The sequence below is a fragment of the Curtobacterium sp. MR_MD2014 genome (assembly GCF_000772085.1).
Classification (GTDB): Bacteria; Actinomycetota; Actinomycetes; order Actinomycetales; family Microbacteriaceae; genus Curtobacterium.
This window is the reverse complement of sequence record NZ_CP009755.1, coordinates 219,445-234,972: the sequence shown is the minus strand read 5'-3', so window position 1 is coordinate 234,972 and position 15,528 is coordinate 219,445. Positions and strand designations below refer to the sequence as shown.

Sequence of the window (15,528 nt, the reverse complement as noted above, 5' to 3'; positions counted from 1 at the left end):
CCGACACCGGGACTCCGCGACCGCTCCCTATGCTGATCCCGTGCCCGACCCCGCCGTCACCGCCGCCGCTCCGGACGCACGTCGCCCGGTGATCGCGATCGCCGGACTCGCGATCGAGACCTCGACCTTCACGCCCACCCGGACCCTCGCGCCCGCCTTCCACCCGGATCGCGGTGACGAGGTCGTGGCGCGGTACCCGTTCCTGGCGTCGTACGCGGACTCCGCCGACTTCCGCGGGGCGCTCATCGGCCACGCACTGCCCGGCGGGGTCGTCGCCCGGCAGGCCTACGAGGAACTCGCCGACGAGATCGTCGCGCGCCTGACGGCGATCGGGCCGGTCGACGGCCTCTGGTACGACATCCACGGCGCGATGGTGGTCGAGGGGCTCGACGACGCCGAGACCGACCTGCTCGGCCGCATCCGCGCGGTCGTCGGGCCGGACGTCATCGTGTCGGCATCGATGGACCTGCACGGCAACGTCACGCGGGAACTCGCGCACCAGGTGGACCTCGTCACCTGCTACCGCATGGCCCCGCACGAGGACGCCCTCGAGACGAAGGAGCGCGCGGTCCGGAACCTGGTCGACGTGCTCGCCACCAGGCCGGTCGGAGGACAGCGCCCGGTGAAGGCGTGGATCCCGATCCCGGTGCTGCTGCCAGGCGAGCAGACGTCGACCCGCATCGAGCCCGCGGCGTCGATCTACGGGCAGGTGCCGGAGGTCGAGCAGGAGGACGGCGTCCTCGACGCGGCGATCTGGGTCGGGTACGCCTGGGCCGACCAGCCCCGCGACCGTGCCGTCACCGTCGTCACCGGGTGGGACCGCGACGTCGTGGCCGCGGGCGCCGAGCGCCTGGCCCGAGCGTTCTGGGACGCCCGCGAGGACTTCGTGTTCGTGGCACCGACGGGCTCCTTCGACGAGTGCCTCGCCGCCGCCCTCGCACCCGGGACCGCGCGTCCGTTCTTCGTGTCGGACTCCGGTGACAACCCGACCGCCGGCGGTTCCGGTGACATGACCTGGGGTCTCACGCAGGTGCTCGCACACCCGGCCTTCGCCACCCCTGACGGCCCCACCGTCATCTACGCGAGCGTCCCCGGCCCGGCCGCCGTCGCCGAGGCGGTCGCGGCCGGGGTCGGTGCGACCGTGACGGTGACGGCGGGCGCCGAGGTCGACGACGTGCACGCGGGGCCGATCACGATGACCGGCCGGGTGCACGCGGTCAAGCACGGCGACCGGGACGCCGAGACCGAGGTCGTGCTGCAGGTCGGCAGCGTCTTCGCGATCCTGACGACGCTCCGCAAGCCGTACCACCACGAGCACGACTTCACCGATCTCGACCTCGACCCGCGTCGGGCCGACGTCGTCGTCGTGAAGATCGGCTACCTCGAGCCGGAACTCTTCGACATGGCGGCCGACTGGATGCTGGCGCTCACTCCGGGAGGGGTCGACCAGGACCTGCTCCGCCTCGGGCACCACCGGATCGAGCGGCCGCTGTTCCCCTACGATCGGGAGTTCGCGACGCCGCCGGACCTGTCCGCGCGCATCGTGCCGCCGTCGAACGAACCCCTCGGAGCCGCCTGATGACCGTCGCCCTCGAGATCGCCGTGACGTCGCCCGCCGGGGCCCTGGTCGCCCGTGACGGGGGCGCCGACCGGGTCGAGCTCTGCATCGGCCTGGAGCTGGGCGGCCTGACGCCCTCGCAGGCCCTGGTCGAGGCCACGCACGAGACCGGGATCCCGGCGCACGCCCTGGTGCGCTGCCGCCCCGGGGGCTTCACGTACGACGACGACGAGCTCGCGCTCATGGAGCGGGAGGTCCGCACGGTCCTGCGCTCGGGAGCGGCCGGGGTGGTGGTCGGTGCCCTGCGCCCGGACCGGACCCTCGACGAGGACGCCCTCCGCCGCTTCGTGGCCGCCACCCGCTCGGTCTCCGCGCACGCCGAGGTCACCCTGCACCGCGCGGTCGACCACGCCGCCGACCCGGTCGCGACGGTCGCGCGGCTCGCCGACCTCGGCGTCACGCGGGTGCTGACCTCCGGCGGCGCCGCGAGCGCTCCGGCGGGAGCGACGACGATCGCGCGCATGGTCGACGCCGCCGGGCCCGTGCAGGTGATGGCGGGGGCCGGGGTCCACGCGCGGGACATCGGAGCACTGGTCGCGACCGGGGTCGCCGCGGTGCACCTCTCCGCCAAGCGGTCGGTCGTGGGCGGTCACGACGGCGTCCCGATGGGCAGCGGCGACGACGGTTCCGGCCACACCGTCACGGACGCGGCGGTGGTGGCAGCAGCGCGGACTGCCCTCGATCAGTCGGCCTGACGGCGGTCCCGGCGGAGCCGTCAGCCCAGGGCCACGACCCGGTCCGCAGCGGCGATCGCGACCGGGTCGTGCGCCGCGTGGACGACGACGACACCCGCGGCGGCCTCCGCGGCGAGCGCCGCCGTCACGAGGGCCGCCGACCCGGCGTCGACGCCCGCCGTCGGCTCGTCGACGAGCAGGACCGGCGCGCGCTGCGCGAGACCGAGGGCGACGAGCGTGCGCTGCCGCTGCCCGCCGGACAGCTCGTCGAGCGGCCGGTCGGCGAGGTCGGTGATGCCCATCCGGTCCAGCTGCGCGTCGACGACCGCGTGGTCCGCCCGTCCGAGCGGTCGCCACCAGGGCCGTGCCCGCCACCGCCCCATCGCGACGGTCGACCGCACGGTCAGCGGGAGCGCGGACGGCGGGACCGCCTGGGTCACGTACGCGACACCGCCGGACGGGAGGCCCGACACGCCTCCGCCGACGGGCGTCACCATTCCGGCGAGCGCGTCGAGCAGCGTCGACTTGCCGGATCCGTTGGGTCCGGTGAGCGCCGTGACGGCTCCGGCGGGGAACGTCGCGTCGAGACCGTCGAGCACCGTCCGGTCACCGCGTCGGACGACGAGGTGCGTGACCTCGAGGGCAGGGGGAAGCGCGGTGGTGAGCACCTGAGCACGCTATCAGTATCGATAGTCGTTTTCATGTAGCGTTTCCCAGCGTGACCTGGCTGACCGACCCGTTCTCCGTCGACTTCATGCTGCGCGCCCTCGTCGGCGGCACCCTGGCGGCGGTCCTCTGCGCGGTCGTCGGCACGTGGGTGCTCGTACGGGGCATGGCGTTCCTCGGCGAGGCACTCGCACACGGCATGCTCCCGGGCGTCGCGGTCGCCACCCTCACCGGGATCCCCGCCGTGCTCGGAGCCGCCGTGAGCGCGGGCGTGATGGTGGTCGGCGTCGGCGCACTCCGTCGTCGCGCCCGGCTGTCGTACGACACCTCGATCGGGCTGCTGTTCGTCGGCATGCTCGCCCTCGGGGTCATCATCGTGTCCTCGTCTCGGTCCTTCGCCACCGACGTCACCGCGATCCTGTTCGGGGACGTCCTCGCCGTGACCCGGACCGACCTCGGCGGGCTCGCCGTCGCGGTCGCCGTCGCACTCGTCCTCGCCGCGGCGTTCCACCGGCCCTTCACCGCGGCCGCCTTCGACGTCCGGAAGGCGGCGACGCTCGGCCTCCGCCCCCGACTGGCCGAGGTCGTGCTCGTCGGGCTCGTCACGCTCGCGGTCGTCGCGTCCTACCGCGCGGTCGGGACGCTCCTGGTCGTCGGGCTCCTGCTCGCGCCCGCTGCCGCAGCCCGGGCCTGGACCCGGCAGGTCGGCTCGACCATGCTCCTCGCCGCGGTGATCGGCAGCGCCGCCGTCACCACCGGCCTGCTCGTCTCCTGGCACGCGGGAACCGCCGCCGGCGCGAGCATCGCGGCGGTCGCCGTCGCGGGCGTCGCCGTCTCCCGCGGCCTCGTCGCCCTGCTGCCGCACCGGGGGCGGCGGACTAACACGACCACACCAGCACCAGCACCAGCACCAGCACCAGCACCACGAGAGGGAGCATGACGAACCCCACCATCACCACCACGACCCGTCGCGTCGCGGCGCGACGCCTGACCACCGCAGCGGTGGCCGCCGGACTCGCGCTCGGCCTGACCGCCTGCTCGACCACGGGCACCACCGGACCGGCTGCCGACGACGCGACCGGCACGGCGAAGCCCCACGGCTACGTCGAAGGCGCGAGCGAGGCGCAGGAGCCGCAGGTGCGCCTCCTGGCCGTGTCCGCCGCCGGCGAGACGGCGGTGCACGACCTGCTGAGCGGCGAGACCACGGCGCTCGACGACGTCGAGGCGCCGGAGCACTCCGCGACCGACGGGCGGTTCCTCGTCAGCAGCACCGAGGACCGCACCACGATCGTCGACGGCGGTTCGTGGACCGTCGACCACGGCGACCACACGCACTACTACGCGGCCGAACCGCGCGTGGTGGGCTCGATCGACGGCGGCGGGCCCGTCGAGGTGCACTCGTCGGAGACGATGACGACCATCACCTGGCCGGAGCGTGGCGAGGGTGTCGTCCTCGACCGGGCCGCACTCGGACAGGGTGACGTCGAGGAGACCGTCCGGATCGACGCGACCGTCCTGCTGCCGTTCGGCGAGCAGCTGGTCGCGGGCACCGACGACGGCGTCCGGGTGCTCGACGCCGACGGCGAGCCGACCGGCGCCGAGGCCGCGTGCACCGACCCCGCGGGCGGCATCGTCACCCGGGCCGGCGCCGTGGTCGGCTGCTCGGACGGGGCGGTCGTCCTCGGCGAGGACGGCGAGACCACCACCGTCGCACTGCCCGACGGGGCCGCACGCCCGACGGCGTTCGCCGCCCGCGCGGGTCGACCGACGGTCGCCGGGCTCGCCGGTGACCGGGGCGCGTGGCTGCTCGACAGCCGCGAGGGCACCTGGCGACTCGTGGAGACCGAACGACCCCTGCGCGCCGTGACGGCCGTCGACGACGAGGACGAGCACGTCGTCGGTGTGGACGACCAGGGTCGTGTCGTGGTGATCGCGGCGACGACGGGCGCGGTCGCCAGGACCGAACCGCTGCTCGACCCCGGCGAGCAGCCGCTCCTGCAGCTCGACGCCCAGCGCGCCTACGTCGCCGACGCCTCCGGGCAGCAGGTGCACGAGATCGACTTCGCGGACGGTGCACGCCTCGCGCGGTCGATCGACCTGGCCGCGGCGCCCGTCGCGTTCGCCGAGGTCGGACTGTGACCCGCCGGTTCCGCGCCAGCGCCGCGCTGGCCGTGGCCGCCGGACTGGTCGCGGTGACGGCGGGGTGCTCGTCCGCCGGGTCGGACCGCCCGGTCGTCGCGGTGACGACGAACATCCTCGGCGACGTCGTCACCGAGGTGGTCGGGGACGCGGCCGACGTGATGGTCCTCATGCCGGCGGGTGCCGACCCGCACTCGTTCGAGGTCTCCGCGCAGGAGGCCGCCCGGCTCCGGAGCGCCGACCTCGTCGTCGAGAACGGGCTCGGGCTCGAGGAGGGCGTCGCCCGGCACGTGGAGGCCGCCGCCTCCGACGGTGTCCCGGTGTTCACGGCCGGCGAGCACGTCGACGCGCTCGAGTGGACGACGGAGGACGACAGCGGCCCCGATCCGCACCTCTGGACCGACCCCGCACGCATGGTCGACGTCGTCGAGGCCCTCGACGACGCCCTGCGGGACGCGGGCGTCGAGCCGAGCGGGACCGACGCGTACCTCGACGAGCTGGCCACGCTCGACACGGACATGTCCGACGCGTTCGCGGGCATCCCGGAGGACCGACGGGCACTCGTGACGAACCACCACGTGTTCGGGTACCTGGCGGACCGGTACGACTTCCGGGTCGTCGGCGCCGTCATCCCGAGCGGGACCACCCTGGCATCGCCGAGCGCGGCGGACCTGCGCGACCTCGCGTCGGCGATCGACGAGGCGGGCGTCCCGACGATCTTCGCCGACCTCTCGCAGCCCGCACGGCTGGCCGAGGTGCTGGCGGACGAGGTGGACGTGCACGTGGCGATCCGTCCGCTCGCCACCGAGTCGCTGACCGAGGACGGTGTCGCCTCGACCTACCTCGGGATGATGCGGTCGAACACGGCGGCGATCGTCGACGGCCTGTCGGTTTCTAATTGAGAATGAGAATCAGTACAGTGAACCGCATGACAACTCTGCGCACCACGCTCGCGCCCGCAGCCCTGCTCGGCGCCGCAGCCCTCGTCCTCACCGGCTGCTCGACGGGCCCCGCCGACGCGGAGGCCGAGGGCACCCGCACCACGGAGGCCGCATCCGCCGAGGGCGACCGCATCGTCCTCACGTACGACGGCGGCCTGCTCACCCTCGACCAGGACCTGCGGGTCGTCGCCGACGACAGCATCGACGGCTTCACCCGCGTGAACCCCGCCGGGGACGGCCGCCACGTGCTCGTCACGGTGCCCGAGGGCTTCCGGGTCCTCGACACCGCCGCAGACCCGGCCCTGACCGACGCCGTCTTCCCGGCCGACACCGGCGGCCACGCGGTCGTGCACGGCGAGAAGACCGCGCTCTTCGCGGACGGCAGCGGTGACGTCACGGTGTTCGAGCACGACGACCTCGACGGCGCCACGCTGCCCGAGGTGGAGACCACGGAGTCCGAGGCGGCACACCACGGCGTCGCGATCGTGCTCGAGGACGGCACGCTCCTCAGCACGATCGGCACCGAGGAGGAGCGCACCGGCGTCCGCGCCCTCGACGAGGACGGCACCGAGCTCGCCCACTCGGAGGAGTGCCCGAACGTGCACGGCGAGGGAGCGGTGCAGGGCGAGGTCGCGGTCTTCGGCTGCACCGACGGCGCCCTCGTCTACCAGGACGGCGCCTTCGCGAAGATCGACGCCCCGACCGAGTACGGCCGCACCGGCAACCTGTTCACCACCGAGGACTCGTCCGTGGCCGTCGGTGACTACAACGACGACCCGGACAGCGAGGGCTACCTGCTCGACCAGGTCGCACTCATCGACGCCGCGTCGGGCGAGTACCGCGTGGCCGACATGCCCGAGGGTGTGGGCTTCACCTTCCGCGACATCGCGCGTGGTCCCGGTGACGAAGCCGTGATCCTCGGCTCCGACGGCGCCCTGCACACCTTCGACGAGCAGACGGGCGAGCCGATCGACACGTTCGACGTCCTCGACGCCTGGGAGGGTCCGACCGAGTGGCAGGACGCCCACCCCGCACTGAAGGTCGCGGGTGACGTCGCGTACGTGACCGACCCGACCGAGCGGAAGATCCACGCGGTGGACCTCACCACCGGGGAGGTCGTCGCGTCGAGCGACGAGCTGCCGGGCGTCCCCAACGAGATCGCGGTCGCCTGACGGCCGACGTCACCACCCGACGGACGGGAGGCGCGGTACCGGCTGGCACCGCGCCTCCCGTCCGTCCGTCGGTCGCGGCTCAACCGACCGCCGGTCGCCACATCGAGACCGGAGCGGCCGCCCGGAAGCCGGTGATCGGCGCACCGTCCCCGAAGCCGTGGCGACGGTAGAGCCGGCGGTTCTGCGGCGTCGAGGACTCGAGGTACGCGTGCTGCGCGAGGGCGTCGACCCGGCGCAGCGCGTGGTCGAGCAGGAGCCCGCCGACCCCCTGACCTCGGGCCGCGGCAGCGACACCGATCTCGGCGAGGTACCAGTGCGGCGCATCGGGGCGGGCGCGGTCCATCCGTCGGAGGTGCCGCAGCGCGCGGAGGGCACCGCCGGTCCCGAGGACCCGGAGGAGTGCCGGGACCTGCCGGACGAACGCCAGCGTGCCGCCGACGTGCGGCCGAGGCGCCTGCCAGAACGCGGCGCCGAGCAGCCGGCCCTCGTCGACCGCGACGTCGAGCGCCCGGGCGCGTTCGGGGACGGCCCGGACGAGCGCGGCGAAGAGGGCGCCGAGCACGACGACCCGGTCCTCGCCCGGACGCGGCGGTCGGACCTCACCGAGGACGGGGTCGGCGGCGAAGGCCTCGGCGAGCACGGTCGCGGCGGCGGGCACCTCGGACGGGGATGCGGGACGGACGGTGATCGACACGGGGACTCCTCCACTTTCGGCCAGCTGGCCAGATCAGCTTGCCGACCACTCCTGCGGACGCCCCGTACGCTTCCTGTGATGACACAGGACCAGCAGACGCGGTCGTACCGCCCCCGAGGGGAACGGCGTGACGAGCTCCTCGACGCGGCTGCCCTCGTCGTGCGCGACCACGGGGTGACCGGCCTCACCACGCGGGCGGTCGCCGAGCGTGCCGGCGTGGCGCACGGAGTGGTGCACTACGTCTTCGGCGCGCGGTGGAACCTGGTGGTCGCGCTCCTCGAACGCCAGGCACGGGACGTCCTCCCCCGCGTGCTCGCCGCTGCCGATGCGCGGCACGACCTCGCCGACGCGATCGATGCCGGAGTGGCCGCGTACCTGGACCTGGTGCGCCGGGAGCCCGAACGCTTCCGCCTCCTCGAGGCCGTCAGCGGCACCGCCCTCGACGGTGACGACGCACTCGTCGCCGCCGAGCGAGCCCTCTGGCGCGACGGGGTGGCGGCCGGCATCACCCGCTGGACCGCGCGGCACGGAGTCGAGCTCGCCGAACCGACCGCGGTGGCGGCGGAGGCGGTGCTCGCCCTGGTCGACGGCCTCGGGCGCGCGGCGTGGGGTGACCCGGACGGCACGTCGACCGATCGCGCACGCGCGGTGCTCGTCCGCGGCCTGGCGCACGCGCTCACCCGCTGAGCACCGGCGGGCCGGGTGGACGAACTCGCTCGTGATCAGCGCCAGGTCCGCGCGACCACCCAGCCGTCGCCCTCGGGGACGATGTCGACGACGACGGCGTCCCCCTCGGCGCTGACCTGGAAGCGCCACCCCACCGTGCGCTCCGGCGCGTGGGTCATCGCCGACGGCAGGAACTCCGCCGTCGCGGTCAGTCGCGTCGGACTGTCGCTCACCCGCCAGCGTCGGTCCCGCCACACCATCCGGTCCGGCACCCCGCGCTCCCACCACACCGTGGCGACCTCGTGCGTCAACATCATCCCGACCTCCCGATTCGAACGTGTGTTCGAATGGTAGGCGATCGCAGGACGACACGCACGTGCGGGGTCGACGGGTGCGCACCGCGTCCACCGACGTCGTCACCGCCGGCCCGTCGTGGCTCAGCCGCGCTCGGCAGTCTGCGTGGCGAGCATCCCGAGGAGCGCGAGGGCATCGGCGTCGGGGGATCCCGGCGCCGCGGTGTAGAGCACGAGGAACTGGTCGCCGTCGACGAGCGCGAGGCTGTCGCAGTCGACCGTGACCGGTCCGACCGACGGGTGGTGGAAGGTCTTCGTGAGCACCGGAGCCGGCTGCACGTCGTGTCGTGACCAGAGCCGCGCGAACTCCGCGTTCCCCGTCCGGAGCTCGTCGACGAGCGCGACCACCTCCACGTCCGTCGGGTGCTGCGCGAGCGTCGTCCGCAGCTGCATCACCACCTGGTGCCGGAACTCGGCGCCGTCGGAGATGCCGTACGGCGGCTCGGACGCCCCGCCCGTCCCGCCGACGGGGAAGGCCTGCCGGGCGAGGTTGCGGCCCCGACGGTCCCGCAGGGCGAAGTCCTCCAGGAGCGCGGCGGCCAGGGGGTTCCACGCGAGGACCTCGAAGTCGGCGGCGAGCACGATCGCAGCGGTCAGCGGCAGACGGTCGACGACCGCCAGGATGCTCGGCCGCACCTGACGCCGGATGCTCGCGGTCCGTGTCCGGGCGGTCCCGGCGAGCAGGTGGAGGTGGTCGGACTCGGCGTCGGTGAGGCGCAGCGTCCCCGCGATGCCGGCCAGCACCTCGGCGGAGGGCCGAGGGGCTCGTGCCTGCTCGAGCCGGACGTAGTACTCGGTGGAGATGTGGGCGAGGACCGCGACCTCCTCGCGGCGCAGCCCGGGAGTGCGCCGGCGGGTCCCCGACGGGAGCCCGACGTCCTCCGGCCGCAACCGCTCGCGCCGTGCGCGGAGGAACGCGGCCAGCTCCTGCTTGTCCATGTCCCGATCCTCCCCCGCGGGCACGTCGCCGTCCTGGTACCGGGTGTACCTGGCTGCGCGGCCACCGCGGGACGGACGCTGACGGCATGAACGATCACACCACCACCACCCATCCGAACGGCCTGCTCACCGGCAAGGTCGTGTTCGTCTCCGGCGCCAGCCGCGGCATCGGTGCCGCCGCCGCCCGGCTCTTCGCCGACGAGGGCGCCGCAGTCGTGCTCGCGGCGCGGAGCACCGGGTCCCTCGACGCCGTCGTCTCCGGCATCCGCGACGCCGGCGGGACTGCGGACACCGTCGCGCTCGACCTCGCCGACCCGGCGAACATCCGGGCCGCCGTCGACCGGGTCGACGAGCTGCACGGGCGACTCGACGGCGCCTTCAACAACGGAGCCGCGATCCAGCAGCCCGGCCCGCTGGACGCCACGAGCGACGAGGACATCGACACCCAGTTCGCGGTCAACTTCCGGGGCCACTGGGTCGCGATGACCGCCGAGGCCGCCCTGATGCGCCGCTCCGGCGGCGGGGCGATCGTGAACACGTCGAGCATCGGCAGCCGCCGGGCCAACCCCGCACTGCCGGCCTACGGGGCGATGAAGCGCGCCCTGAACAGCATCACCGAGACGGCAGCCGTGACGTGGGCGCCCGAGGGCATCCGGGTCAACGGCATCACCCCGGGTGGCACCGCGACGGACATGATCGCCGCGTGGGAGGCGGCGACCCCGGGGATCACGGAGCAGATCGACGCCTCGGTACCGCTCGGCAGGATGGCCCGCCCCGAGGAGGTCGCCGAGGTGGCGGCCTGGCTGCTCAGCGACCGGGCCTCGATGGTGACCGGAGCGAGCATCCCGGTGGACGGCGGCGCCGGGGCCTGACGCACCCGCGGTGGCGCCCGGCTGGACGTGGGCCGTCCGTGCACCGACGACCGGGGCGCACGATGGACCACGACCCGGGAACACGCGCCCGGGGTCGCCGGTTGCACCCGGTGATGCCGCAGCCAGCGGCAACGACGACGCCCAGGAGGCCAGCATGACCACGACCGAGACCGCCATCCTCGCCGGCGGGTGTTTCTGGGGAGCGCAGCAGCTCCTCCGCCGCCGACCCGGCGTCATCAGCACGCGCGTCGGCTACTCCGGCGGCGACACCCCGAACGCCACGTACCGGAACCACGGCGACCACGCCGAGGCCGTCGAGATCGTCTTCGACCCGTCGCAGATCTCCTACCGCGACCTGCTCGAGTTCTTCTTCCAGATCCACGACCCGTCCACGAAGGACCGGCAGGGCAACGACGTGGGTCGCAGCTACCGTTCGGCGATCTACTTCACGAACGACGAGCAGCGCCAGGTCGCACTCGACACCATCGCGGACGTCGACGCCTCCGGCATCTGGCCGGGCAAGGTCGTCACCGAGGTCGAGCCCGCTGGCGACTTCTGGGAGGCCGAGGAGGAGCACCAGGACTACCTCGAGAAGTACCCCGCCGGGTACACCTGCCACTTCGTGCGCCCGGGCTGGAAGCTCCCGCACCGCGACGAGGCGACCGCCACGGTCTGACGTGACGTCGTGACGACGTGACGGTCTGAAGGCGCGGTGCCAGCTGGCACCGCGCCTCCCGTCCGTCGTCGGTCCGGCATGTCCGGGGTACGTCACCGACCCGAGGACACAGTCGCCGACCACTACAAGTGGGAGCATGACCACTTCCTCCCGCACCCCGCTCGGCGTCACGCTCGTCGACGGGGGCGCCAACGTCGCGCTCTTCTCCAGCACCGCCGAGCGGGTCGAGTTCTGCCGCTTCGACGAGGACGGCACCGAGCACCGCACCGAGCTCCGCAACCGCACCGGCTACACGTTCCACGACGTCGTGCCGGACGTGACCGTCGGCACCCGCTACGGCTTCCGCGTGCACGGCGCCTGGGACCCGGCGAACGGCCTGCGCCACAACGCCGCGAAGCTCCTGCTCGACCCCTACGCGACCGCCGTCGACGGCTCGTACGAGTGGGGCCAGGCCCTGTTCGGCCACGACATGGAGGACCCCGAGCAGATCGACGAGACCGACTCGGCGAGCGCCATGCCGAAGTCCGTCGTCGCGGACCGCGAGTTCGACTGGGACGGCGACACGCTGCTCCACACCCCGTACCGCGACACCGTCGTCTACGAGGTGCACGTCAAGGGCTTCACGAAGCAGCACCCGGACGTGCCCGAGGAGATCCGCGGCACGTACGCGGGCCTGGCGCACCCGGCCGCGATCAAGCACCTGACCGACCTGGGCGTCACGGCCGTCGAACTGCTGCCGACGCACCAGTTCGTGCAGGACTCGACCCTGGCCGACAAGGGCCTCCGCAACTACTGGGGCTACAACAGCATCGGCTTCTTCGCCCCGCACGACGAGTACTCGTCCTCGGGCACGGCGGGCCAGCAGGTCACCGAGTTCAAGGAGATGGTCAAGGCCCTGCACGCCGCGGGGCTCGAGGTCATCATGGACGTCGTCTACAACCACACCGCCGAGGGCAACCACATGGGCCCGACGCTGTCCTTCAAGGGCATCGACAACCAGTCGTACTACCGCCTGGTCGAGGGTGACGAGGCGAACTACTTCGACACGACCGGCACGGGGAACTCGCTCAACGTGTCGCACCCGTCCGCGCTCGGGCTCATCACGGACTCGCTCCGCTACTGGGTCGAGGAGATGCACGTCGACGGCTTCCGCTTCGACCTCGCGACGACCCTGACCCGTCAGGACGGCGAGGCCGAGAAGCACTCCGCGTTCCTCGACATCATCCACCAGGACCCGGTGCTCCGCGAGGTGAAGATGATCGCCGAGCCGTGGGACACCGCCGGCTACCAGGTGGGCGGGTTCCCGGCCGACTGGTCGGAGTGGAACGGCAAGTACCGCGACGACCTCCGCGCGTTCTGGCGCGGCGACGAGGGCACGCTCGGCGACGCCGTGCAGCGCACGCTCGGCTCCCCCGACGTGTACGAGGGCTCCCGTCGCTCCCCGCTCTGCTCGGTGAACTTCGTCACCGCGCACGACGGCTTCACGCTGGCCGACCTGACGATGTACGCCGAGAAGCACAACGAGGCCAACGGCGAGGACAACAACGACGGCGAGAGCAACAACACGTCCTTCAACGGCGGCATCGAGGGCCCGACCGACGACGGCGCGGTGAACGACTACCGCGACCGCCAGCGCCGGAACTTCCTCGGCACGGTCATGCTCTCCGCGGGCATCCCGATGATGCTCGGTGGCGACGAGATCGCCCGCTCGCAGGGCGGCAACAACAACGCGTACTGCCAGGACGACGAGATCTCGTGGTTCGACTGGGAGGCCGCCGACCAGGACCTGCTCGCCTTCACGACCGCGGCGATCGCGTTCCGCAAGCAGCACGAGGCGCTCCGCCCGCTCTGGTACCGCACAGCCCCCGGTGACTCGGAGTCGACGGTGCAGGTGCTCCGCGCGGACGCGCAGGGCTTCGAGGACGGCGACTGGGCCGACGCGGGCAACCGCGCGGTGATCCTGGTGCTGCAGCAGGGCGACGACACCGTCGCGGTGCTGCTGAACGCCTCGGGGACGACCGTCGAGTTCACGCTGCCCGAGAAGCCGGGCGGCGGCACGTGGTCGCTCGGCCTGTCGAGCGACCACGACCAGGCCGTCGAGGGCGACGCGACGACGCTGCTCGTGCGCGACGCGTCGTTCACCGCACTGGTCTAGTCCCCGGACGCACGGACACGAGGACGGGAGGCGCGGTGCCAGCTGGCACCGCGCCTCCCGTCCGTCGTGTGATCGCCTCGGTGACTGGACAGGCGTTGTACATGTACACTCCTGTCCATGCCCGTCTCATCGAAGCGACGCCTCGTCGCCGACGCCCTCCGCGACGCGATCGCGACGGGCCGGTACCGCGCCGGTGAGCGCCTGCCCGGCGAGCACGACCTCGCCGCCCGCTTCGCGGTGAGCCGCGGCACCGTCCGCGCCGCCCTCGCCGACCTGGCCGACGACGAGTACATCTCGACCCACGGGGGCGTCGGCTCGGTCGTCACGTTCGACGGCGCCGCCCTCGACCCGCGGGGTGGCTGGGCGCGGTCGATCGCCGCCTCGGGCACCGAGGTGACCACCCGCATCCTGCGACTCGCCCGCGTGGACGACCCGGGCCTCCAGGCCGAGGTGGACGCGGCGGACGCGGCGTTCGTCGCGGTCGACCGGCTGCGCACCGTCGTGGGCGGGCGGCCGGTGTCGCTCGAGCGGAGCATCCTGCCCGCCGTCGGCCGTCTGGCCGCTGCACCGACCGACGGACTGGTCGAGGACTCGCTCACGGCGACCATCGCCGAGGCCGGCCTCGTGCCGGCGAGCGCCGAGCAGTGGGTCGACGTCGTGCCCCTCGACGCCGAGGACGCCCGCCTGCTCGACCGCGCCGAGGGAACCCCGTTCCTCCGGAGCCGACGTGACTCGCGCACCGCCCAGGGCGCGTTCGTCGAGCGCGTCGACAGCCTCCTCGACCCGGACCGCTTCCGCCTGCACATGCGCTTCGGGACCGCACGATGACGACTCGACAGGACACCGTGAACGACCAGACCCACGCCCTCGGAGCCCTGACCGGCCTCGCGATCGGCGACGCCCTCGGCATGCCCACGCAGTCGATGTCCCTCGCGCAGATCCGAGCCGACCACGGCACGATCTCCGGGTTCGTCGACGCCGGACCGCACCAGCGGATCGCCGCCGGCATGCCCGCGGGCACGATCACCGACGACACCGAGCAGGCGGTCATGGTCGCCGAGCTCCTCGTCGAGGGCGAGGGGCACATCGACCCCGCCCGCTTCGCCGAGGCGCTCATCGCCTGGGAACGCGCGATGCAGGCCAAGGGCTCGCTCGACCTGCTCGGCCCCAGCACGAAGACGGCCGTGCAGCGCATCCTCGACGGCGTCCCGGCGTCCGAAGCCGGGTCGACGGGGACGACGAACGGCGCCGCGATGCGGATCGCGCCGGTCGGGATCGCCGTGCCCTCCGGTGACCTCGTGCGTCTGGTCGACGCCGTGCAGGACGCGTCGCGCGTCACCCACGACACGGGGATCGGCATCGCCGGGGCGAGCGCCGTCGCCGCCGCCGTGAGCGCGGGCGTCGGCGGCGCCTCCCGGACCGAGGCGCTCGACGCCGCGGTCGCGGCCGCCACGATCGGCGCGGGCCGCGGCCACTGGGTCGCGGGCGCGGACATCGCTGCGAGGACGACCTGGGCGCGCGGCTTCCTGCCGACCGTCCCCGCCGACGACCGGATCGACACCGTGTCGCAGCTCGTCGGCACGAGCGTCGCCAGCCAGGAGTCGGTCGTCGCAGCGCTCGCCCTCGTGGCGCTCGACCTCGACCCCTGGGAGACGCTCTGCACGGCCGCGTCGATCGGCGGCGACACGGACACCATCGCCGCGATGGCCGGTGCCGTGCTCGGTGCCGTGCACGGTCCGGACGCCTGGCCCGTCGACGCGGTCACCACCGTGACGGCCGTGAACCACCTCGAGCTCGGCCCGCTGGTCGACGGACTGCTCGCACTCCGTCACCGGGCCTGACCCGACGCCGGACGGCGGCGGTCCCCCCTCCGCCGCCGCCCGGTCACCACCCCTCCCCGCAGCACCCCGCTCTCCCGCAGCACCCGCTCCCCGCGGCACCCTCACCTCCCCCGCAGCACCCT

General features: G+C 73.5%; 16 protein-coding genes. 12 read left to right on the top strand and 4 right to left on the bottom strand.

Features of this window, described 5'->3' with window-relative positions; all coding sequences use genetic code 11:
* Positions 1-40 precede the first annotated feature (40 nt).
* Positions 41-1,579 carry a M81 family metallopeptidase gene (locus tag NI26_RS01180; RefSeq protein ID WP_066651555.1) on the top strand — a complete coding sequence of 513 codons (1,539 nt, stop codon included), beginning with the start codon at positions 41-43 and terminating at the stop codon, positions 1,577-1,579.
* The gene (locus NI26_RS01175) at positions 1,579-2,313 is read left to right on the top strand and encodes a copper homeostasis protein CutC (RefSeq protein ID WP_066651553.1); all 735 of its coding nucleotides are present in this window, start codon (positions 1,579-1,581) and stop codon (positions 2,311-2,313) included. Before NI26_RS01180 ends, NI26_RS01175 begins: the two co-directional genes overlap by 1 nt.
* A 20-nt stretch (positions 2,314-2,333) precedes the next feature.
* Here the strand turns inward: NI26_RS01175 and NI26_RS01170 are convergent, their stop codons facing one another.
* Entirely contained in the window at positions 2,334-2,960 is a 627-nt protein-coding gene (locus tag NI26_RS01170) for a metal ABC transporter ATP-binding protein (RefSeq protein WP_066651551.1), read from the bottom strand.
* A 50-nt stretch (positions 2,961-3,010) separates the two neighbouring features.
* On the opposite strand from NI26_RS01170, the gene aztB reads away from it, so the two are divergent.
* The 4 genes from aztB to NI26_RS01150 are packed head-to-tail and all read left to right on the top strand — an operon-like array spanning position 3,011 to position 7,210.
* Positions 3,011-3,898, top strand: coding sequence for a zinc ABC transporter permease AztB (gene aztB, locus NI26_RS01165; protein WP_066651549.1), 888 nt, complete (start codon positions 3,011-3,013; stop codon positions 3,896-3,898).
* Positions 3,895-5,097, top strand: coding sequence for a hypothetical protein (locus tag NI26_RS01160; RefSeq protein WP_066651545.1), 1,203 nt, complete (start codon positions 3,895-3,897; stop codon positions 5,095-5,097). The genes aztB and NI26_RS01160 overlap by 4 nt, the downstream gene beginning before the upstream one ends.
* Entirely contained in the window at positions 5,094-5,999 is a 906-nt protein-coding gene (locus tag NI26_RS01155) for a metal ABC transporter substrate-binding protein (RefSeq protein WP_066651544.1), read from the top strand. The genes NI26_RS01160 and NI26_RS01155 overlap by 4 nt, the downstream gene beginning before the upstream one ends.
* A 26-nt stretch (positions 6,000-6,025) precedes the next feature.
* A complete protein-coding gene (locus NI26_RS01150; protein ID WP_066657621.1) occupies positions 6,026-7,210 on the top strand; it encodes a hypothetical protein in 1,185 nt (394 codons plus the stop codon).
* Between the two features lie 79 nt (positions 7,211-7,289).
* Here the strand turns inward: NI26_RS01150 and NI26_RS01145 are convergent, their stop codons facing one another.
* The gene (locus NI26_RS01145; protein ID WP_066651543.1) at positions 7,290-7,904 is read right to left on the bottom strand and encodes a GNAT family N-acetyltransferase; all 615 of its coding nucleotides are present in this window, start codon (positions 7,902-7,904) and stop codon (positions 7,290-7,292) included.
* 78 nt (positions 7,905-7,982) lie between these two features.
* Between NI26_RS01145 and NI26_RS01140 the strand changes: the two genes are divergently transcribed.
* A complete protein-coding gene (locus tag NI26_RS01140) occupies positions 7,983-8,591 on the top strand; it encodes a TetR/AcrR family transcriptional regulator (RefSeq protein ID WP_066651542.1) in 609 nt (202 codons plus the stop codon).
* A 35-nt stretch (positions 8,592-8,626) separates the two neighbouring features.
* Here the strand turns inward: NI26_RS01140 and NI26_RS01135 are convergent, their stop codons facing one another.
* Both NI26_RS01135 and NI26_RS01130 read right to left on the bottom strand, forming a co-directional pair.
* The gene (locus NI26_RS01135) at positions 8,627-8,887 is read right to left on the bottom strand and encodes a hypothetical protein (RefSeq protein WP_066651540.1); all 261 of its coding nucleotides are present in this window, start codon (positions 8,885-8,887) and stop codon (positions 8,627-8,629) included.
* A 120-nt stretch (positions 8,888-9,007) separates the two neighbouring features.
* Entirely contained in the window at positions 9,008-9,862 is an 855-nt protein-coding gene (locus tag NI26_RS01130; RefSeq protein WP_066651538.1) for a helix-turn-helix transcriptional regulator, read from the bottom strand.
* An 86-nt stretch (positions 9,863-9,948) separates the two neighbouring features.
* On the opposite strand from NI26_RS01130, the gene NI26_RS01125 reads away from it, so the two are divergent.
* From NI26_RS01125 to NI26_RS01105, 5 genes are all read left to right on the top strand, one after another.
* Entirely contained in the window at positions 9,949-10,734 is a 786-nt protein-coding gene (locus NI26_RS01125) for an SDR family NAD(P)-dependent oxidoreductase (protein WP_066651536.1), read from the top strand.
* Between the two features lie 154 nt (positions 10,735-10,888).
* Positions 10,889-11,410 (top strand): peptide-methionine (S)-S-oxide reductase MsrA, encoded by a 522-nt coding sequence (msrA, locus tag NI26_RS01120; RefSeq protein WP_066651533.1) that lies wholly within the window; start codon positions 10,889-10,891, stop codon positions 11,408-11,410.
* Positions 11,411-11,546: 136 nt separating this feature from the next.
* Positions 11,547-13,565, top strand: a complete 2,019-nt coding sequence (glgX, locus tag NI26_RS01115; protein WP_066651531.1) for a glycogen debranching protein GlgX — start codon at positions 11,547-11,549, stop codon at positions 13,563-13,565.
* 117 nt (positions 13,566-13,682) lie between these two features.
* Entirely contained in the window at positions 13,683-14,393 is a 711-nt protein-coding gene (locus NI26_RS01110) for a GntR family transcriptional regulator (protein WP_066651529.1), read from the top strand.
* Entirely contained in the window at positions 14,390-15,406 is a 1,017-nt protein-coding gene (locus tag NI26_RS01105; RefSeq protein ID WP_066651527.1) for an ADP-ribosylglycohydrolase family protein, read from the top strand. The genes NI26_RS01110 and NI26_RS01105 overlap by 4 nt, the downstream gene beginning before the upstream one ends.
* Positions 15,407-15,528 lie beyond the last annotated feature (122 nt).

Coding starts and splice junctions, on each gene's coding strand:
- NI26_RS01125 (WP_066651536.1), top strand. CDS start 9,949: ATGAACGATCACACCACCACCACCCATCCGAACGGCCTGCTCACCGGC.
- NI26_RS01175 (WP_066651553.1), top strand. CDS start 1,579: ATGACCGTCGCCCTCGAGATCGCCGTGACGTCGCCCGCCGGGGCCCTG.
- msrA (WP_066651533.1), top strand. CDS start 10,889: ATGACCACGACCGAGACCGCCATCCTCGCCGGCGGGTGTTTCTGGGGA.
- NI26_RS01105 (WP_066651527.1), top strand. CDS start 14,390: ATGACGACTCGACAGGACACCGTGAACGACCAGACCCACGCCCTCGGA.
- glgX (WP_066651531.1), top strand. CDS start 11,547: ATGACCACTTCCTCCCGCACCCCGCTCGGCGTCACGCTCGTCGACGGG.
- NI26_RS01135 (WP_066651540.1), bottom strand. CDS start 8,887: ATGATGTTGACGCACGAGGTCGCCACGGTGTGGTGGGAGCGCGGGGTG.
- NI26_RS01110 (WP_066651529.1), top strand. CDS start 13,683: ATGCCCGTCTCATCGAAGCGACGCCTCGTCGCCGACGCCCTCCGCGAC.
- NI26_RS01140 (WP_066651542.1), top strand. CDS start 7,983: ATGACACAGGACCAGCAGACGCGGTCGTACCGCCCCCGAGGGGAACGG.
- NI26_RS01160 (WP_066651545.1), top strand. CDS start 3,895: ATGACGAACCCCACCATCACCACCACGACCCGTCGCGTCGCGGCGCGA.
- NI26_RS01150 (WP_066657621.1), top strand. CDS start 6,026: ATGACAACTCTGCGCACCACGCTCGCGCCCGCAGCCCTGCTCGGCGCC.
- NI26_RS01130 (WP_066651538.1), bottom strand. CDS start 9,862: ATGGACAAGCAGGAGCTGGCCGCGTTCCTCCGCGCACGGCGCGAGCGG.